Here is a 22,031-nt window from a genome sequence, read left to right as displayed (position 1 = left end):
TTACCTAGTAAATAAAGAACAGTATACAAAAAATCAAAAGATTAAGAATATGGCGATTATAGTCCGATATGGGATCATTATAGCTTTAGTGCTAATAGCAGGAACTAATAACGGTAAGGCACAAACACAAGAAGCTATTGCTGTTTTAGAAAAACTTCAGAGAGCTTATACTAAGGAATCAGGTTATGATATAAAGATGACTTACACTATGTATAGAGGATATACAGGAAGTAAGGTTACCGAAAAATATAATGGAACACTATATAAGAAGGGGAACACTTTTATAATGAAAGCTTTGGATATGGAAGCCTTACAGTTTCCAGAAGGACAATTAAGAATAGACCATAAGTCCAAAAATATATACTATGTAAAACAATCAGGAAAAATAGAGAACCCTACAGATATATCTAAGATATTACAGTTTTATAAACCAGTTTCTCTAGTAAATAGACAAGGAATAGATATTATTGAAATGAATGTAAAAAGTCGTCAATTACAGATACCATTTCAAAAAGTAATTTTACATATACTTAAAGAAAAGAACACTCTATTAAAACAAGAGTTATACTTCGCTCAGAAAATGCCTTTTATTACAAATGAAGGGAAAGAAGAATATGATACAGCAAGGGTAGAGATCGAATTAGAAGATAATACAGACACAAAATCCATAAGGCAAAAAAAGCTTTCGGATTATGTAATTCGACAAGGAAACCAACTCATGCTTACCGATATCTATAGTACTTACACATTAATCGATCAAACTAATCCATAAGACTTACGCTATGTACAATTTAAAAAAACACATTTATAGGTATATTTTTGGGATAGCTATGATCATGCTTTCCTATAATGTCTATGCACAAGAAGAGCAAGTATTTGATGGTACAGTACTAGAGCAGGCACAACAAGTAGGAAATATACTAACGTATCAATCTTCTTTCCTAACAACGGCTACGGCAATAGACAAAGGACCATTTGCTTATGTTAACTTAAGCATATTACCAGATACAGCTCCATTTACCACCTATAAATTCTCTGTAACTATAGAGGTTACACCTATAAAGGCAGATGGTATCCCAGCTAGCACCAGTCATACGCAAGAATTGCATGTAGAGCAAAATAGGGCATTAGGAGCAGGTAGTTACATCGATAAGCAACAGTACAACTTAAAGGGAGCTTATGGAGCACAGGTAAAAATATTAAAATATAGCTATGAGGATATAGAAAATAATATAGCTACAGTAGAAAACGGAACAATCCCATCTAATATACGGTTAGTCATTGGGCATCAAAAAGAGCGTTTTGAAGCATTAGATAGTACAGCTCCTATTTTGAATGTTACTCCTAAAGGAAAAGAGGTAGAGTTTTATTGGAAACATGTAGATGGAGCAAAAGAATATGATCTGGAATGGACTTGGGTAGATAATTATGGAGAAAATACAATTCCGTTACGAGTAGATGAAGTGTATTTTACAGAAAAAAACTTTAGACAAAATAGTACTCGGGTTCGTGTAAAACAAAATAATTACCAAATACCATTGGTGTATTCGCAAGGGTACTTGATTTATAGAGTGCGGGCAGTTGGACATTTTTTAGAAGATATATCCCGAGAAAAATTAGGAGAATGGACTAGTGGTGCATCGGTTAAAAATACTATTGCAGACTGGCCTCATGTATTTGAGATAACAAAGGAGTTGGAGCATGAGTCTGACAAAAATTGGCAATTTCAGGCCTCGTATGCAGAAAACGGAAAAAAGAAAGAAGTAGTTAGTTACTTTGATGGAGGTCTTCGTAACCGACAAACAGTTACTACTATTAATACCGATCAGCATGCTATTATTGGTGAGGTAATTTATGATGCGCAGGGGCGTCCTGCGGTAGAAGTACTTCCTGTACCAACCAATGATGCAGAATTAAAATATTACCTTAATTTTAATACTGATACCGAAGGGCATTTTTATAGCTATCAAGATTTTGACGAAAACCTTCAAAACATAATAGATCAGCCTTCTGCTGATAAACTTATGGGGGTGCAATCGGGAGCATCAAACTATTATTCTACAGCAAATACCATTACGGGATCTTTAAAGAATAGAATACCTGATGCACAAGGACTTCCTATGTCTCAAATCGAATATACTCCAGATAATACAGGACGTATTCGCAGAAAAAGTGGAGTAGGACCAACACATCAATTAGGATCTGGACATGAAATGGAATATTACTACGGTACACCAGAGCAAAAAGAGTTAAATCGTTTGTTTGGTTACTCGGTAGGAAATGCAGTCCATTACAAAAAAAATATGGTGTTAGATCCTAACCGTCAACTAAGTATTAGTTATCTGGATCCGCAAGGACGTACCATTGCAACTGCTCTTGCAGGATACAAACCAGATCATCTAATTGGATTAGACGAAGAAAATGATGACACAGGATTACATAAACAAATCCGTACCGATCTTTTGGGAAAAATTAAACGTAGTGATACCGATAACAACGAAGATCATAATGCTATAAGAAGTACAGGGATATTAGGAAATTTGCAAGATCAATTATCCTATACCTCAGTCAAAACAGCCATACATCATGAAACCAGGAAATTTGTATACGATCTGATTCATGAACAACCCAATTTTGTTTTTAAAACTAAAATCACCGAAACAGAGGAATGCGAAGTTACTTATCCTTTAGCGTATAATTTAACCATAGATATTGTAAACGATGCAGCACAAAGTTTGATGACGAATCCAGTGCAACAAACTTCTGTGGTTTTAGGAGGAACTAACGGAAATACTTTTGCTCTGGATGAAATGGAAATTCCGATTAAAAGAGGAACTTTTAATATCAATAAAGATCTGGAGATTGATTCAGAAAAGTTAAAAGAATATGCAGACGATTATATCGCCAGATTGCAAGATCCTAACGATCCTTGTTATATAAAACAAGAAGATGTATCTCCTTCACCTTTACTCCTAGATGGATGTTTTACTAGTTGTGAAGAATGTGCTCAAAGTTTAAGAGGAGATTTTACAACCAACGAAGAAGCAAGACAAACTTATGTAGACGATCAAATAGAAACCTATGACTCTACACAATTAGATTTATTGACAACCATAGAAATTCAACAACTAAAAAATGCATTAGCAGCCCAATGGGATCAGGCATTAGAAGCTTGTATGGCACCATGTTCTGATGGCAGTGTAGGAGCTAATGAAGATACCGCAGATTCAATTAGTTGTCAGTCCAAAAAAGAACAACTACTGCAAGATATAAGTCCTTTAGGGCAATATGGAGCAGGAGTATCAGGGACTACACTGTTAAATATATTCAATACAGAAAACCGTTTATTAAGTACACAGGTAAGTGATGCGGTACATAATAGTTGGAGAAACCCCAGGCATGAAACCTATGATCCACAACCATCCTCACAGATAGAACTATATGCAAAAGGGCATTATTATGAAAAAGATGGAACAATTAGTTATATAACTATTCAAAAAAAGACTGACATTGATGAGGATGGGGTAGAAACCATTACATATACCCCTTCTATCATTGCAGATAGTCCTGTTCAGGAGGATACAGAAAACCCAGAGCAAGTATTTGTAGAACCACAGTACTTAGAGTATGTTTCTGATTTAATACATCCAGATACCTGGCAGAATAGTTGGGCAGCTTCGCTGATAACATACCACCCAGAGTATGGTTATTTAGCATACAGTACAGCAGTATGCCAATTAAAAATGCTTCGCTCAGGAACTACAAACAGTTATTTTAATCCTGATGGGTATGATAATTATCTAAAATCCATAACAACATTTAAAGATGCAGTAGAAGCAGGGGTTTTATCTAGTAATGGAACAATTATAGCCGATAAGGACCCTTATTTTACAAAAGCATTACCAAATAACTTTGAGACCAGTGCATTATATACTGCCAAAAAATCTATTATAAAAGAAGCTCTAACAACAAATTATGATGGCTCTAAAGCATCTTTAATGGCTTCGGTATATAAAACTGCGATTTGTAACACCTTACAAGAGTGTAGTGTGCCAGCAGGAGTATCAGCAGTGTATTCTGCAATTCAGAGATTGTCGATAGATAAACAAGATCAATTCTGGAACTCCTATAAGACCAATTATATGGGGCTTAAGCAACGTATCCTTTCTGCTTTTATGGATGCTTATGCCCTTAAAAGAGGATTTTACAATGGTTGTATTGGAGTATCAGAAGCGCCAGTTAGTTTGATCGCTCGTTTAGATACCTATAACAGAAGTGCAATAACCTCTTTGCAAACATACATAAGTAATACCACAGATAGACTTTGCCAATATGAAAAGTCCTCGGCCTATCAAAATAAACAAAAACGTTTTCAGCCTACCGACATGTACCACAATGCTGGAGCAACTCCAGAAGAGGTATTGAATGATATTGCCGAGCAGGTAAACTACGAATATTTTATTAATACAGGTATTTGTCCGTTGGCAAGAGATTTAGAATTATACTGGGGTGGTTTTTTTAATGATCTCAATCAAAAAGGAGGAACGCCAAAAACACCTCTTGCATATACAGGGCAGTATTTTACGATGGCATTATTTAACGAGCTAGGAGGTAGTTTCCCAGCAACACAGGATGTTATTATTTCAGGAACTGTAAATGAAAAAAAATATACTCAGCAAATAGGAGTAGGTGCACCATTAGATAAGGGAGAGCAAACGCTTAGTTTACCGTATACCTTTTCACAAAGTTGGAGTACCTATGGACAACAATGGAGCATAACAAATATTAGTAAGATACATGCTACCTATAATACAACGGCAAAGGTATTTGAATACCAGTTATTGGCGCAGATAGAAGAAAACGGAGTTCTAAAAGAGATTGTTTTTAATGGAACTACCAAAGCTCGTATTGCCGAATGTAGTGTAGGAACCCCCAACGGAGTAGGACAATATTTGGGAACAGGAAATACCTGGGACGAATCCGGAGATTGTAACATAGAGAGTTATTTCTCTAAGTCTATGGTGAAATTATTGAACAAGCTAATAGAATTAGGAAAAATTAATGCAATGTCCTATGATGTCGTACAATTACCAGAATATACCAATAGTTACTTAGCACAGTATTTTGGAGGAGGAACCAGTGTGCTATGGAATAGCCTAGGAGGTGGTGTGTATACCTTGACTGTAGATGGAGTAAAAAAAATGCAATGGAGTCTGGATACGATGCTTCCCGATCAGGGAACTATTAGTGCAGTAAGCTTTGGGTTAACAGAAGGGGTGTCTAATACCATTACTGCGCAAACCGTACAGGTCACTTGGTTAAATACCATAGAAACAGGAATCACAAAAGTGAGTACCGTAGGTACTGCAGCCGAAAATGAAGAACGAATCCTTAATTTTTTATGTTGTGGGGATATTAATGATCACCTAACAACTGGAGACATAGTTTGTATTGATGATTCTCTAGAGCAACGATTTGGGGAGGATATGACCAATTTAATGAATGCTTTAATTGATAAAGGAAAAGCAACTACGGATAATCTTTTTCAATCTATTTCCTTGAAAGAATATCCAGAGTATACAACTTTATTACAAGATTTCTTCACATCAAATAGTGGATGTTATCCTATTGGTCCTAGTTATGTTAATGTTTCTTGTAATTCTCCTAAGCTTGATTATTCTAATCTGGATCATGTGTATGCTACTTTTGGAGATCAGAACGGAGGATATAACTGTCAGTTTGAAATACGTTTTTCAGATATACAAGTTATTAGATTTGATATCACTACAGATATTAAGAACTTACATAAGGGGAATATCGTTGGAATTAAAAATAATTTTGGTGGTTATAATTACCCTAGACTTGCAAAGTTTATAATTTCTCATAAAGATGAAAATAATACTATTGTAGAAAGTGATACAAAAATTGTTGAGTATCAAAAAGATAACATTAGACGAATTAATCCCTCTAATTTATGGTTTGGTTGTGATTTATTAGATAAAGCAGAAAATTTACCATTACTACCAGATCCAGACGAATTAAAAAATGAAGATGTATCTGCTTGCCAAGCAAATCCAGATCTAGAAAATCAATTTGAAGAACTAATTAGAGGAATATTTAATGCACAATTAGAGGCAAAAAGAACAGGTACACAAATCCCTAAAGCAGTATATGATGATCTGTTCTTCGGTTCTTTTCAGCTTGGAGAAAGAATTAGAATAGGACTTGCGCCACAATACGAGGCTCATAATCCACCATTAACATATTCTGATGATTTTGTTAGGTATTCTAGCAGGATATATGGTGATCCTTCTAGAATAGGCTTGATTCATAATAATACAAGACATTGGATGTTATTTGATGCAGCTTATAACTCTAATACTTGGCCAACCGGATACCCATATAATGGTTATACCTATTTTAGGCTTGATTTTGAAGAGGACTTTTATAACGTAGAAGAGATTTTGGATATAATGATCTTGGATTCGTCCAAATTCTCTTACTCCACAACTTCTGGGGGGGTGAGTGCTTCGATACGATATAGAAATACAAGCGGTGAAATTATTTTAGCTAAAAATGTTATTTTATCAATTAGTCGGCAAGAACAAATTGAAGGAAAATCATATGGAGTAGATTTTTCCCTTTGCGACCTATTAGCAGTAAATTTAAATCCAACAGCGACCAGAAGTACTAATAATAATAGTAATACTTCTCCTGTTAGTAGTACTCAAACAACTACGTTTGATAAAAACACAAATCTATTAACTAGTAGACAAGCTACCAGGTTTACAGAAGTATCACAAATCACTTTTGCTGCTCGATTAAACGAACCTTGTGCAGAGCCTTGTTTACCACAACCTTTACCACCAGTAAGTTGTACAGATGCTTATGAGGTTTATAAAAACATTCTAATAAGAATAGGAGATACAGAGGAGAATTATAGTTCAGATGATTTCTGTAAATACCACTTGGGGTACTTGGTGGCAGACTATGATCAGTACTTAAAAACTATGGGAGTTAGCAATACTCAATCTCTTTTCTATATGACCATAGCCGATTTTGGGGCAACCGATTTTAACTATGGATATAGGGATATGGTTAACGTGATCAATGCTTATAAGGCGCATACCAATACTACTCCAGTAGATAAACGAGATTCATGGCGTACTTTTACTGCCAATCACTTAGTACAATTACAACAAGGAGGTACATGTATTCCTATCCCGAGTCCTTTTCCAGTAGATACGAGTGGGATTGAAGTACCACAATCAGATCAGAATACTTGTGAGGAACTTACACGAAGCATTCATGCCAGTTATTCTTTGGATACCTATCAAGCATATTTAGAGGGGCAACGTCAGATGTTTATTAATGCCTACGTAAAGCATGCTATAGAAGGAGTAGTAGAGCATTTTGATATGCAATATTTTGATAAAGAATATCAGTATACACTATACTATTACGATCAGGCGGGAAATCTAATTCAGACCGTGCCACCAGAAGGAGTAAAACGTTTTACAGATGACCAGTTAGAAACCGATAGCGGTTCAGGAACCCTTAATGATCGTATCAATACCTATAGAGAGGCCAATACCGAGTTAGAGGAAGATGCATTGCTACCAGATCATAGCTTACAAACACGTTATAAATATAATGCCCTTAACCAATTGGTATGGCAATATACTCCAGATGGGGGGATTACTCGTTTTGCCTATGATAAACTGGGTAGAATTATAGCTTCGCAAAACGCAAAGCAATTAAAAAATAATACTTTTAGTTATACCCGATATGATGGTTTAGGACGTATTATCGAAGCAGGCGAATTAATTCCTAATATCCCCATTGCTATAGAAGCATCTACAGGAATACTAATTGATAGTACCACCAAAACTCGAGTAGATATGGATACCTATCCGCATTCGATATCCAAGGAGCAACGCGAAGTAACCCGTACACAATATACCAAACCAGTAAGTTATGCAGCAGATATTTTTAATGCCATAGGGGTATTAGACGCTACTGTAGAAGCACGCTCGCGTAACCGGGTAACCGCTATCTATTATTATGATACGGTTAAAGAAGGTATACAAACCCGGGATTATGAAAATGCGATCTACTATCACTACGATGTTCATGGCAATGTAAAAGAACTGGTACAGCATAATCGTATCCTGTCTCATTCTCAAGATATCCCTTTTTCAGGAACCAAAAATATAGAATACGAATATGATTTGATTAGTGGTAATGTAAATAAAGTATACTACCAAAAGGGGCAACAAGATCAATTTATACACCGATATGCATATGATGCAGATAACCGTATTGTAAAGGTAGAAACCTCTGCAGATGGATATATATGGGAGCAGGATGCACAATATGAATATTTTGCTCATGGACCATTGGCTAGAACAGTGCTAGGAGATCAACAAGTACAAGGGCAGGATTATACCTATACCCTACATGGGTGGTTAAAGGGAGTAAATTCTGATAGTCTGGATCCTAAAGATGACCCAGGAGCAGATGGTACAGAAAAAACAGCAAAAGATGCCTATGGATATACATTAGGGTATTATAAAAACGATTACCAGTCAGTAGGATCTATCAATGCCTTTGTACATACCAATGCAGCTGCCCAAAACCCAAAAGATCTGTATAATGGTAATATAAAGCAGATGACTACCAGTCTGGTAAATACCAATGGGGCACCACAAGGGATACAGATGAATCATTACCAGTACGATCAGCTTAATCGTATTAAAGATATGAAAGGCTATGATATCTCAAAAACAACAACTCCGCAAAACTATACAAGTGCATATAGCTATGATCGTAACGGGAATTTAAAAAAGCTAAATAGAGTAACCGTTAATAAAAATGGCAATCAAGTAGATATGGATGATCTTACCTATCACTACCTGCCAAATAGTAATCAGTTGGATCATGTGGATGATACTGTAAAAGGGAGTAAGTTTAATGATCTAAAAGACCAGAAAGAAGGAAACTACCAATACGATGCTATAGGGCAGTTACTAAGTGATGAAAAAGATAATATAGCTAATATCGACTGGCGCGTAGATGGTAAAGTACGAGAGATTACTAAAAAAGATGGCGTGCGTATACGTTTTGTATATGATGGACTAGGTAATCGTATTGCCAAAGTGATGGCTATACCCGGGCAACCAGAAGAGGTTACGGTATATGTACGTGATGCGCAGGGTAATGTAATGGCAGTGTATGAGACTAATGAGTCCAACCCACAGGATATTACAAATCAAAAACAAATAACCTTAACCGAACATCAAATATATGGGAGTAGCAGACTAGGAGTAGAGAAAAAACATCTGGAATTGTTAGCAATGCAAACAGAGACAACCAGTTTAGTAACCAAAACGGTTGGCGACAAACGTTACGAATTGTCTAATCATTTGGGTAATGTATTAAGTGTAATTAGCGACCGTAAATTACTACAAACAAGTATTAGTACTACACAGGTTGTTAATCAATATGATTTTGAAGGATGGATATCTATAGATGATGATTATAATTGGTTTAAAAATGGTAGAGCGCAAGTAACAACAAATACCAACCAGTTAGTAGCATCTGTAGCCGATCGTAACGACGGGATTGCACATTCTATGCTTACCGAGCCAGGCAAAGAGTATACGATCACGTATGATCTCGAATTAACTTCTTCTCCTAATATTAAGATTAAAGCATCTAATTTTGGAGAAGATCTACGTGAAAAAATAGAGACTACCAACGGTAAAAAAACATTTACGTTTACAGCAACAGGGGTAGTAACTATGATACAGTGGGTACGAACCAAAGATAAAGATGATATCACACAGGTATTTGCAATAGATAATGTAGCGATATCTACAGAAGTAGCAGATGCTAATCCAACAGTTGTTACTACCTTTGTGCCAGACGTTCTTACATTTAATGATTATTACCCGTTTGGTATGCTCCTGCCCAACAGGTACGGGAACTCTGGGGACTACCGTTATGGGTTCAATGGAAAAGAGAAGGATGATGAAATCAAAGGTGAAGGAGCTCAATATGATTATGGATTTAGAATATATGATCCAAGAGCTGGTAAATTTTTGTCCCAAGACCCATTATTTAAATCATTTCCATGGCTAACCCCATATCAATTTGCTAGTAATACCCCAATAATGGCAGATGATTTAGATGGGTTAGAGAGCAGAATTGTAATTTTTGGGCCATGGGGAACAAAGCCAATTACGTATAGTGAAAATGATAAAGGGATTGATTATAGAGCTATAAAAGCAGCACATTACAAGGCTTTTGCAAATCATGAGAGTTGGGTTTTAGGGGCTGATGATTATCATAGTTCTACTAAAGGTTGGACAGGTCCTAATTCAGGAACACTAACAATAGACGGGCAGGGAAGTACAACTAAAATTACTTATACAAAAGATTCTGGCTTTAAGGTGTTGAAAAGGTCTTTGTCTAAAGGTAGTGAGGCTATGAATACTTATTTGTTTAATCCTACTCAGCTAAATGAAGGTTCTGAAAAATTTAAAGAGACTGTTTGGACTTATACAGCTGCTGTGGTTGGGGAACCATTGGTTGAAGTAGGTTTGGCAAGAGGAGCAGTATTGTTAAAAGAAGCTTATTTTTTAAGTAGGCTTAATCCTGGAAAAACAACTTCAATTGTTGGTAGTTGGGATGATATAAAACATATAGATAAAGCTTATAGTATTGAAAAAAACGGTACGAATATTGGGGGATTATCTAGGTTGAGTGATGATGTGTCTTGGAATAAATTAATAGATAAATATACTGATGCTAAAGGAAATGTAGATTGGGATAATGTTAATAATGATTGGTGGAATCAATATAATGAACCTTGGCTAGATGCTATTATTAAAAGAGGAGATGATATAAAGGTTGTTTCAGATACTAAAAATGAAAAGCTACTTTATTTTACAGATGCTACAGGAAGAAAAACCAAAAGACATTTTAAGAGGGAAATAGATTATTTAAAATCCAAAGGGTACAAAGAAAAGGGTGGTTATTTTGTAAAAGAGTAAATAAATGAAGGGATTAGATTTAAAAAAATATGTTATACAGAGTATGCAAAATCATGAGTGGTTTGGTAGGTATGGAGTAATGTTGGAAAATGATTTGCTGTGTAAAGTTGTGTTTAGAAATAGTATTGTAAAGTTCGTAAAGAATGAAAACTATGGATATGTTGATTGTTATGTTGTTAATCCGAGAGATTTAATTAATAAAAGAGGTTTTGAAAAACGATATTATGTCTCGGGAATTTTAAAAGCCCTCGATAATTTTGATGTGATTTTGAAAGATCAATTAGCAAATGAAAATGATGGATCATATATTGATTGCTTTGTCAAAATTTTAAATAATCAATTAATAGATGTAGTTAAGGGGATGTTTTTTTGGACGGATAGATATAATGAAATTAATGATAATGAAATAGAAATATGTGAAGTTATGGATGGTTATCTAGATTCTGAAGATTTTTTGGCTATAAATAAAAAAATGTTAACTAATGATGTTAGTTGGAAAATTGATTTAGAAAATTGGAAAAAAAAACGATAGCGCGGATTTGACCTAAACCCTGCTGCCGCCCGAATGAGTGATCGCTAGTGCTCGACTCTGTCGGGTACCGTATTAGATTGGTATTACTAGAGTGATAAGGGTAAGAGTAATAAAATAAAAATAGATTAAGATATAGATTCTGTTTACTTGATCCGCCACCCGAAAGGATTCAGGCGGTAGCGTAGGTAAATTCAAAGTATAAATGGTATTATAATTAAAAGCTGTAGTAAATTCAATATATAGTGTATAGATATAAGATGTCTATATGGATATAACAATTCTTAATAACTTTACTGTAAGGTTTATGATCAAATTGCTACTTTTACAATATATAAAACGAAGAGAATATGTCTGATACAATAGAAAGAATAAAGTGTCTTATTATAGGTTCAGGTCCTGCAGGATATACTGCGGCAATATATGCGGCAAGAGCAGATCTTAAACCTATTATGTATACTGGTATGGAACCAGGTGGCCAATTAACGACTACTACAGAAGTGGATAATTTCCCCGGATACCCAGAAGGAATAGATGGTCCTACGATGATGGTACAATTACAACAACAAGCAGAGCGTTTTGGTACAGAGGTACGTATCGGGATGGTAACTGCTGTTGATTTTAATACTACAGAAGGAGGAATCCATAAAGTAACAGTAGATAACTCAACGCAGATTGAAGCAGAAACAGTTATTATTTCTACAGGAGCTACAGCAAAATACCTGGGACTACCTAGTGAACAAAAATTACGTGGTGGTGGAGTTTCTGCCTGTGCAGTTTGTGATGGATTCTTTTACAAAGGGCAAGATGTAGCGATTGTAGGAGCAGGGGATACTGCAGCAGAAGAAGCTACTTATCTGTCCAATATATGCTCTAATGTTACGATGTTGGTTCGTAAAGATCATATGAGAGCTTCTAAAGCAATGCAACATCGAGTAAATAATACTCCAAACCTTAAAGTATTATATAATACAGAGGTAGATGAAGTATTAGGAGATCAGGTAGTAGAAGGATTACGAATGGTAAACAATCAGACAGGCAAAAAAGAAGAAATTGAAATTACCGGTTTGTTTATAGCTATTGGCCATAAACCTAATACAGATATCTTTAAAGGACAATTAGATATGGATGATACAGGGTATCTTATTACCGAAGGAAAGTCTACAAAAACTAATATTCCGGGAGTATTCGCTTCAGGAGATGTTCAGGATAAAGAGTATAGACAAGCTGTTACTGCTGCAGGAACCGGATGTATGGCAGCTCTGGATGCAGAACGATATCTGGCAACAGTAGAAACAAGTGACGAAGTTTCTGCTTAAGCCGAAAAAAATATAGCATTAAAAAAACATCTCGCTTAGCGAGATGTTTTTTTTTAATTTATCTTAAACCTACTAGGAACGTAGTCTATATTTTTTTTATACAAAATAGCTTCATTAGTGAATATTTTCATCATAACCTTAGGCTCACCAAGGAGGTAGATTTCAGTTTTATCCTTAGCTTCAATACTAATTTCTTCATTAGTTAAAATATAACAATCACTGGCACCTTCTGCAATTAGTGTAGTTTTGGCAACACTTAATTTTTCGCCATAAAAATCAGTATCATTATCTGCTCTAACCAGCATTGATTTTGCTTCCCCTTCAAGTTTAGCATATCCTTTTTGGTATAAATCTACTTTAAGGCTATCAGTCGTAACAATTCCTTTTACTTCTGAATTTTCATTAATTTGATAAGTAACTTCCTGAGCTGTAACATGTAACTCTACTATCGATTTTCCATTGGTTATGCAATCTACTTGATTGGCATCAGCTGTAAGAAATACTTCGGCATTATCATTTGCATTTACAATTAGTTTAGTAGTGTTTATAGGAGACAATGATTTAATATTTACCTTGTCATATAGTATAATTTTCTTTAATTCTGAAGCATAAGAGATATCGAGATTTAATGCTTTTGCACGTCGCATATCCCGATCCGATTTGATTGTTAAAACACTATCTACAACTTCTACCTGTATAACCTCTTGCAGATTACTATCTGCTTCGATCTTTACTTGATTATCACTACCCTCGTCTAATGTAACTTCGAAACCTTCATAAATTTCTATGGTATGGAAGTCTTCAACGTCTAGTTGTTCTGTGCTAACAATTTTGTTGCCTTTAATTTTTTCCTTTTGCCCATAGGTGTTTCCCAATACCAGAAGTGCCAATACTAACAATAGTGCTCTCATATTTGTGCGAAATTTATATACTAATAAACAGTTTTTTTTGCCTTTAAGTATAGTTTTGTATAAAACTTGTTACAAATATAAATAGAGAAGTGGTTTATATTATTTCAGATTAAAAATAATGTAGTATCTATTATATGAACATGAGATATTTTGTTATTAATAAAAAAGGTCGCCATATAAGCAACCTTTTAAAATATCTAATTTTTTTACCAAAAAATGATTAATTATGAACATCTGTATACCCTTTCCAATGTTCTCCAAAAGGAGCGGCGCGATATGAACCTCTTCTTTTTCCAAAGGTACTTGATGCTCCTTTTACTGCCCACCATCCCGGTTGTATAGTATGTTCTTTGTGTTTATGCTTATTTTTACCCCAGGTAAGGTGGGCGGTTACAGCCCCATTACTATTATGAAAAACCGATGTATACATTTGTATATATTTCCATGTAGCAGAGGATTGATAACGTCTACTGGTCTTTTGACTATTATAACATTGTTCTGCACCTGGAAAATTATGACAGAAGGCTTTGGTCTCTAAATTAGGATTTGTAGTCATTAACTTTGTAGGGAATTTTGTAATAGAAAAAACCGAGTGATCTAATTTTTCTACTACTGGTCTATCGCTTGATAGTTTTGCTTTTTCATCAGCATTAGCAAAATCTATTAGTGCTTTAGGGACAGGAGTACCTTTGGGAGTAAGAGATAAATATACTTTGAGTATAGAGTTATTTTTAAAATCAATAAACATCTTGGTGTCATTAGGACCAGATTCCAGAGTAGATACATAGAGTTCTGATTCTTCATACCCTTTGCTCATGGTCAAACTAATTCCGTTAGAGAAATTGAAGGTTGCCAAATCAATTTCTTCGACTTCTGAGATGTCATTTGTTATAATATCTTCTTGGATATCCTGATCTTCTTCTTGACAGGAGATAATAACAAGTGTAAAACATGCAATAAGCACGAATTTTGTGACATTTAAATACTTCATTTTGTTTTTTTTAAGTTTGTTAATATTGGAAGCAAACTTAATACTGTCAGATTATGAAGTGTCCTGATTTTTTGAAAATCAAAAAATCAGGACACTTTCTTGTACTTTTATATGCTATAGGAGGGAAGAGTTGTTTTCTAATACCAGTTATACTTTGAATTTACCGCAATAAAATTCTCTTTTTCGCCTATGCTTCAAAATAAAAATTAACCGAAGCTATGGCTATGCTGAATTTTTCTTCTTTACATAAACAAAAAATAGCTGATTTTCTTTTACGGTAAATTCAAAGTATAACTGGTATAACTAGATTTAAGAGAAACAGAGATTCTATAAAAAAACTGCCCGAAAAGCATTGGTTGGTTAGTGTTGCTTTCTCAGACAGCTTAGTTTTGGTTGATTAAATTAATTGGGTTGTTAGATCTTAATGACCTCTAACATCTCCACCAGAGTTATCTGTTTCAGATACTTTTTCTGGTTTTCCGTAGTACACAACATCTGCACCACTTGTTGCTTTTCCTGTAAACTCGTCCTTTGCATGGATTTTAATAGAAGCACCACTTGTTGCTCTTGCTTCGGATACTAAGCTTAACAAATCTTCTGCGCGGATATCTGCACCACTGGTAGCATTTGCTTTATGATTGTTTACTTTTCCGGTTAAGTTCATCATGGCTCCACTGGTAACAGAAGTTGTTATAGTTTCTGCCTTTACTCTTAATTTAATATCTGCACCACTAGTTGCGCTAAGATCAAGATCTTTTTGAACTACAGCTTCATCTGAAGAGATGCTGGCACCGCTATTAACATGAACTTTATTGATTTTGTCATAAGATACAAATACATTTTTTTCATCTGCATAGTATATGTTTTCATCAGAAGTAACATATAGTGTACTACCTTCTACATATACTTCGATATGATCGTGTAAGTTTTTATTGGCTTCTACAATTACTTTTTGATCAGAATTGTTTACCAGGATAACATCTAAGCCTCTACTTGCTTTTATAGCGTTAAAGTCTTGACTTATGGTTCTTTCTTTTCTAATTACTTCTCCTTGACCTTTAACCCCATTAAAGACAACATTACAGGAGCAACATAAAGCTGATAAGCAAAAGGTGATAATAATTTTGGCTAGTGTAGTCATAATTGTTTGTTTTGATATGTTTAACTGTTCGTTTTTTGATTAGTCTGCCAGAAGCAGATTGATTTAGTTTTCGGTTTTTATTTCGATTCCGTTCTCGTCTATTTTTACTTTTACGGGTTCATTATTTAATTCTACTCCGTCTTCTCCTATTTTTAGTTTAAAGTCTTTGTCTTCAGAGTTTATATTTATGTTTACGCTATCATCATCTTCATCCCATTCGTTATATTCCCAATCGTTCTTATCTTCTGGACATTCTTTACATTCGAATTTCCCGTCGACTAATTTGATGTATTCTCCTTCTTTACCATCAATAGAAATATAATCATCGTATTTCCATGAGTTATTAAATTCTGATGTATTATCATTAGCAAACACTGTAATTCCTTCTGGTAATGTTAAGATTACTTTTATTTCCTGATCTCTATATTTGCTTGCATAGTCAGTAATTGCGTATCCATCTAATAAGAGGGTATTACCATTAACTTCATATCCATATTTGAGTTCTTCGGCTCTTTTTGAAGCTTCTTCATACGATCTTCCTTCTGCATTTTTTTCTATAGTAAGTCGTACTGTCGAATCTCTTTTTGAAGCTTTTAAGTATATTTCTATATCTCGGATAACGATTACTCGATTACCTTGGTCATCTCTTTTGATTTTATAATCATTTCTATGGTATAAATGTTTGACATACCTATTATTTCCTTCCATTTTTATGGTTAACGTATCGTTACTTGTAATAGGAAGTACTTTTTGCTCCATGATCACATCTGCGTCATAAGCTTCGAGTGTAGCTTGTCTAACTCCAAGAATTCCTAACCCGATAAGAGAAAATATCCATATGGCTAGTAAGCCTAATTTGGCTGGTGTTCCGATTGATTTTAGGTTTTTTATCAGAATTTTTAACCCAAGAATAAATAAAAAGAAAAAAGGTATTCCTACAGCAAAAAATGTTACTAATGATATTAACCATAATGGAACTTCGGGGTGACTACCTACTTCAATATATTCGACCCAGGGAACATCCATAAATCCAAATGTTCCTATTGTAAACAGACCAACAAATAAACTAATAAGAGTAACACCGGCTACTATAATAAGAATCACACCGATAAATTTCACAAAAATCTTTAAAAAGAATAGTAATACATCACCTAAAGCTTCAAAAAAAGTAGTAGAACTGCTTTTTACCTTGCTACTATATTTTTGATAATCTACATTTTTTACCGTATCTGCTACACCATCAAATCCTTCTTTAATTTTCTTTTCGATGTTACTGATATTAACAGCTTCGCCTTTCATAGCCAAAAAATCAGCTGTTGTTTTTGCTTCTGGTACAAAAATCCAAAATGCGATATAGATTAGAATAAATGCACCACTAGAAAAAATAGTAAACAATAACCAGGCTAATCTAATCCAAATTGGTTCAATCCCCAGATAGTGACTTAAACCAGAGCTTACTCCTCCAACATAAGAACTTGTAGTATCTCTAAATAACTGTCTTGATGCTTTCGTTTTTTGATATGTTGTATTTGGTTCATCCTCGAAGATTTCTTCATCTAATCTATAATCTTCTGGTTGCCCCATTACGGCAATTACTTCTTCTACTTCTTTGTTTCCGATAACCTGTCGTTCATCCTTTATTTTTTCACTGAACAATTCTGCTATTCTGGCCTCTATATCAGATATAATCTCATCTCTCCCTTGTGAATCGGTAAATGAGCGTTTTATAGCACTGAGATAGCGTTGCAGTTTTAGATAAGCGTTTTCGTCTATATGAAAAAATATGCCTGCTAAATTTATATTAACTGTCTTATTCATTTTACTTCTTTTTTTGTTTGGTTACCAGATTTACAGCATTCCGTAATTCGTCCCAAGTGGTATTTAATTCATTAAGAAACAATTTTCCTGTTTCTGTGAGTCCGTAATATTTTCGTGGTGGCCCTGATGTAGATTCTTCCCAGCGATAACTCAGCAATCCAGCATTTTTGAGTCTAGTTAATAAGGGATATATCGTGCCTTCTACCACAAGCATCTTTGCGTCTTTAAGGGTTTCTAAAATTTCAGCTACATAGGCATCATCGTCCTTAAGGATAGAAAGTATGCAATATTCCAGAACACCTTTGCGCATTTGCGCTTTTGTGTTTTCGATCTTCATAAAACTAATTTTTAAAAGTTAAACTGTTCATTTTTTGATTGATGTTGGTGTTTGATGATTGATGATTATTTTAAAAAATATTGATCAGAAAGTACTACACCGGCAATTAAAACAGAGGTTAAAAGATAATTGATTAGGTTAAATTTTAAACTATATCCTTGTTCTTTTGACGTTTTTATGACAAGAAAAAATAAAGTAAAACATACAATTAACGGTAGTATCCATTGTCCAAGTCCAAGCCATTGGCTTATTCTGGCTTCATCATTAGGATTAAAGATAGATACAATCATAGCCATTAATCTAAATGCAAAAGCAAAAAACAAGAATGGATACCAGTATGTGTTTTTTGTTTTTCTGATCACATAAAAAAACACAAATGCTGTTAGTATAGTGAAAATTGGTCCTGCAGCACTTATAAAATGATCATGCCATGCAGATTCATATTCTCCATTTACCAAGAAAGCCGAATTAAGTGTCATCTTCATTGAATATCCTAATAACTTTCCTGTAAGTAAATGTGCCAATTCATGAAAAAAGAAGGACAACAGAACAGCAAGAGCGGTTATTAAAATATATTTTATGTTAATTGTTTGCTTCATTATATTATTTTATAAACCGTATAGATAATGGATATCTGTAACTTTCGCCTTTATTCGCTTTTAAAGCGGCAGTGATGACAAAAATGATTTCCAGAAAAAATCCGATTAATGCTATAATTCCAATAAAGGAAGCTCCTATAAGAGTTCTAAATCCTCCTGCATCAGAAAAATTGATTGATATATCATTAAAATGAAACAAATCTGTAATTGTAGCATCTCCAAAGACATGAAAAATGAAAAATGGAAAAGAAAATATTCCTAGTATTACAGTATATAATAGAATACTTAATTGAAAATTGATTGCTTCCTTACCATGATCATCTATAAAATCTGATTTATCCTTATTGGTAGACCATAATAATATTGGAACTATGTAATTTCCAAAAGGAATAAAGTATTTAGAAAATACTCCCAGATGCATAAACGTTGCGATATTTTTGTGATTTTTGATTGACATTGTAAAAGTATATAATAGTTTCTTATGCAAATATATGGTTAAAAAAAGGTATTATGCAAAACATAGTACCATATTTTAACATAAATTTAAGATTTATACCCCTTTTCTTGACTATTTCTTTTGCCTATATTGTGAGAACTAAAAATAAAACTCATGGATATTACTCCTAGAAAACTTAATGCCTTCTTACTATTTAAGTTACCCTCTGCCTGGCTATGTGGTGTAAGGGTTAAAAATATAGATAGAACAAGCTGTACCGTTAGTGTAAAACATCGATGGATAAACCAAAATCCTTTTAAATCTATGTTTTGGGCAGTGCAGGGAATGGCGGCAGAATTAACTACCGGGGCCTTGGTAACAGGATATATAAGAGACAGTGGAAAAAAGATCTCGATGCTGGTGGCAAGCAATAATGCAACATATACCAAAAAGGCTGTTGGTAGAATTACTTTTGTGTGTACCGAAGGAGATTTGGTAGCAGATGCCATTAGAAAAACTATTGAAACCGGTGAAGGACAAACAGTATGGATGAAATCAATAGGAACCAATCAAGATGGGATTGAAGTTTCTACGTTTAATTTTGAATGGACAGTTAAAGTGAAGAATGAAAAGTAAAATAGTGTAGGGAAAAAATGAGTAGACTGTAACACTTTATGAAATTCGTTTACTTATAAAGAAACTATTCATTAATCAAAACACTATAAACATTAAAAAATATGACAGCACACGAAATCGACTACGAAATTATTGGTGAAGAAATGCAATACGTAGAGATAGAACTAGATCCACAAGAGGGGGTGATTGCAGAAGCAGGAAGTTTTATGATGATGGAAGATGGAATAAAGATGGATACGATTTTTGGTGATGGTTCTGCTAAAGATACTGGAGTTCTGGGTAAAATATTTGGAGCTGGTAAACGATTGTTAACTGGAGAAAGCTTATTTATGACGGCTTTTTATAATCAGGTAGGAGGGAAAAAGAAAGTAAGTTTTGCATCTCCATATCCAGGAAAGATTATTCCTATAGATTTAACTAATTATGGAGGAAAATTTATTTGTCAAAAAGATGCATTTTTATGCGCGGCCAAAGGAGTTTCTATCGGAATAGAATTTTCTAGAAAATTAGGAAGAGGACTATTTGGTGGTGAAGGGTTTATTATGCAAAAATTAGAGGGTGATGGTATGTCCTTTGTTCATGCAGGTGGGACTACATCTAGAAAAGAACTACAGTCTGGCGAAAAACTAAAAGTAGATACAGGTTGTATTATTGGATTTTCTAAGGGAATACAATATGATATAGAATTTGTAGGAGGGATTAAGAATACAATTTTTGGAGGAGAAGGATTGTTTTTTGCAACATTAACAGGTCCAGGAGTTGTGTATATACAATCTTTGCCGTTTAGCAGACTTGCAAATAGAGTATTGGCATTGGCCCCCAGAGGAGGAGGGAAAAGCAAAGGTGAAGGTAGTATTCTAGGTGGTTTGGGAGATATTTTGGATGGCGATAACAATTTTTAACAGTGTTAAATAAGCGCTAAAAGACTATTTTTTTGGTTTTATTTACATATATTAGCTAGAACAACTTTAAAAACTATAAGATTATTCCTACAATTACTTGTTTTAAACCTAACATTTTTTAAACCCCTATTAATTTATGGCTAGAGCAATGTTTGATTACACAAAAACTGTGCTTAAAAAAGTAAGTTTTGATGTTAATCTTTTTACTAAGGAAGTTTTAAAAGCACTAAACAGACTACTTCCTCACGAGATTGAAGAATTAAAAATCTGGATTCAATCATTAACGATGAAACAACCAGAATTACAATCTTGTTTAATCTATTTAAAATCATAAAAAAAAAGCGACTTTCTAGTCGCTTTTTATTTTTGCCATAGGGCTAATGATTTTTACATTTTGAAAAGTAATAGCTCCTTTTACAACTCCAGCAATAGTAGAATGCAAAGCATCAATAATTTGCATTTTTAGTTCACTTTTATTAAAAATTAAGCTCACTTCTCTCGCAGGAGAAGGCTCATTAAAGTAGTGAAGATTACTTTTTTCATCATTCTTTATATCTAAAGTATGTAAATAGGGTAGAAGTGTCATTCCCAAGCCTTCATTTGCCAGCTTTACAAGTGTCTCAAAACTTCCACTTTCTAACTGAAAATGATCCTCCTCATAACTTTTCTTGGTCTTACACAGGTTAATAATCCCATCTCTAAAACAATGACCATCCTCCAGAAGAAGCATATCATCAATATCAAGATCAGTAATATCAATTTTTTTCTTCTGATTTAATCTATGAGTAGAAGGAATATAACCTACAAAAGGTTCATAGTATAAAACACGTTCTTTAATGTTTTCGTTTTCTAAAGGAGTTGCTGCAATAGCAGCATCCAGATGACCATCGAGAAGACGTTCAATTATAGCTTCTGTGTTTAATTCCTCTATTTTTAATTTTACCTTTGGATATTTTTTTATAAAATTGTTTAAAAACATAGGTAAAAGAGTAGGCATTATCGTAGGAATTACACCTAATTTAAATTCACCACCTATAAACCCTTTTTGTTGATCTACAATATCTTGAATTCGTTCACTTTCATTTACAATATTTTTTGCCTGTTGAACAAGTTTGTTACCAACTTCTGTAAGTTCAATAGGTTTTTTACTACGATCAAAGATGAGGATATCTAGCTCTTCCTCAAGCTTTTGAATTTGCATGCTTAGCGTAGGTTGAGTCACAAAAGTTTTTTCTGCAGCCTTCGTAAAATTTTTGTGTTCGGCTACTGCTAAAACATATCTTAATTGTGTTATGGTCATGGTTTGCGTTTTGGGGAACAAAAATATAAAAGCTATTGATATTATTTATTAAATA

Annotated in this window: 15 protein-coding genes; 7 read left to right on the top strand and 8 right to left on the bottom strand. The window is 34.1% G+C overall.

Translation table 11 applies throughout. The features are described from left to right. Positions 1-49: 49 nt before the first annotated feature. The 4 genes from Z054_RS0111845 (at position 50) to trxB (ending at position 12,905) form a co-directional block, all read left to right on the top strand. Complete coding sequence (locus Z054_RS0111845; protein WP_024770282.1) at positions 50-772, top strand: hypothetical protein; 723 nt, start codon at positions 50-52, stop codon at positions 770-772. A 10-nt stretch (positions 773-782) separates the two neighbouring features. Then, complete coding sequence (locus Z054_RS0111840; RefSeq protein ID WP_152538531.1) at positions 783-11,057, top strand: RHS repeat-associated core domain-containing protein; 10,275 nt, start codon at positions 783-785, stop codon at positions 11,055-11,057. A gap of 4 nt (positions 11,058-11,061) precedes the next feature. After that, complete coding sequence (locus tag Z054_RS0111835; protein ID WP_024770280.1) at positions 11,062-11,589, top strand: hypothetical protein; 528 nt, start codon at positions 11,062-11,064, stop codon at positions 11,587-11,589. A gap of 347 nt (positions 11,590-11,936) precedes the next feature. Continuing rightward, entirely contained in the window at positions 11,937-12,905 is a 969-nt protein-coding gene (trxB, locus tag Z054_RS0111830; RefSeq protein WP_024770279.1) for a thioredoxin-disulfide reductase, read from the top strand. Positions 12,906-12,958: 53 nt separating this feature from the next. Here the strand turns inward: trxB and Z054_RS0111825 are convergent, their stop codons facing one another. The 7 genes from Z054_RS0111825 to Z054_RS0111795 form a co-directional block, all read right to left on the bottom strand. Then, a complete protein-coding gene (locus Z054_RS0111825; protein ID WP_024770278.1) occupies positions 12,959-13,816 on the bottom strand; it encodes a GIN domain-containing protein in 858 nt (285 codons plus the stop codon). 220 nt (positions 13,817-14,036) lie between these two features. Continuing rightward, positions 14,037-14,807: a hypothetical protein gene (locus Z054_RS0111820; protein WP_024770277.1), complete on the bottom strand. Its 771-nt coding sequence runs from the start codon at positions 14,805-14,807 to the stop codon at positions 14,037-14,039. A gap of 421 nt (positions 14,808-15,228) precedes the next feature. Further along, positions 15,229-15,948 (bottom strand): head GIN domain-containing protein, encoded by a 720-nt coding sequence (locus Z054_RS0111815; RefSeq protein ID WP_024770276.1) that lies wholly within the window; start codon positions 15,946-15,948, stop codon positions 15,229-15,231. 63 nt (positions 15,949-16,011) lie between these two features. Next, positions 16,012-17,766, bottom strand: a complete 1,755-nt coding sequence (locus tag Z054_RS0111810; protein ID WP_024770275.1) for a PspC domain-containing protein — start codon at positions 17,764-17,766, stop codon at positions 16,012-16,014. A gap of 1 nt (position 17,767) precedes the next feature. After that, positions 17,768-18,103 (bottom strand): PadR family transcriptional regulator, encoded by a 336-nt coding sequence (locus tag Z054_RS0111805; protein WP_024770274.1) that lies wholly within the window; start codon positions 18,101-18,103, stop codon positions 17,768-17,770. Positions 18,104-18,168: 65 nt separating this feature from the next. Continuing rightward, positions 18,169-18,702 carry a zinc metalloprotease gene (locus Z054_RS0111800; RefSeq protein WP_024770273.1) on the bottom strand — a complete coding sequence of 178 codons (534 nt, stop codon included), beginning with the start codon at positions 18,700-18,702 and terminating at the stop codon, positions 18,169-18,171. 4 nt (positions 18,703-18,706) lie between these two features. Next, positions 18,707-19,159, bottom strand: coding sequence for a DUF4870 domain-containing protein (locus tag Z054_RS0111795; RefSeq protein ID WP_024770272.1), 453 nt, complete (start codon positions 19,157-19,159; stop codon positions 18,707-18,709). A gap of 153 nt (positions 19,160-19,312) precedes the next feature. Here Z054_RS0111795 and Z054_RS0111790 point away from each other — a divergent pair, with 153 nt between their 5' ends. The 3 genes from Z054_RS0111790 to Z054_RS0111780 all read left to right on the top strand — a co-directional run bounded on the left by Z054_RS0111790 (position 19,313) and on the right by Z054_RS0111780 (position 21,010). Further along, positions 19,313-19,774 (top strand): DUF4442 domain-containing protein, encoded by a 462-nt coding sequence (locus Z054_RS0111790; protein WP_024770271.1) that lies wholly within the window; start codon positions 19,313-19,315, stop codon positions 19,772-19,774. Positions 19,775-19,875: 101 nt separating this feature from the next. Then, positions 19,876-20,676, top strand: a complete 801-nt coding sequence (locus Z054_RS0111785) for a TIGR00266 family protein (protein WP_024770270.1) — start codon at positions 19,876-19,878, stop codon at positions 20,674-20,676. A 136-nt stretch (positions 20,677-20,812) separates the two neighbouring features. Continuing rightward, complete coding sequence (locus Z054_RS0111780) at positions 20,813-21,010, top strand: hypothetical protein (RefSeq protein ID WP_024770269.1); 198 nt, start codon at positions 20,813-20,815, stop codon at positions 21,008-21,010. Positions 21,011-21,025: 15 nt separating this feature from the next. Here the strand turns inward: Z054_RS0111780 and Z054_RS0111775 are convergent, their stop codons facing one another. Next, on the bottom strand, positions 21,026-21,976 hold the full coding sequence (locus Z054_RS0111775; protein WP_024770268.1) for a LysR family transcriptional regulator: 951 nt from the start codon (positions 21,974-21,976) through the stop codon (positions 21,026-21,028). Positions 21,977-22,031 lie beyond the last annotated feature (55 nt).

The sequence above is a fragment of the Aquimarina macrocephali JAMB N27 genome (assembly GCF_000520995.1).
In the GTDB taxonomy this organism is placed as follows: domain Bacteria; phylum Bacteroidota; class Bacteroidia; order Flavobacteriales; family Flavobacteriaceae; genus Aquimarina; species Aquimarina macrocephali.
The sequence above is the reverse complement of the archived record's forward strand: the minus strand, read 5'-3'. Positions and strand labels throughout refer to the sequence as shown.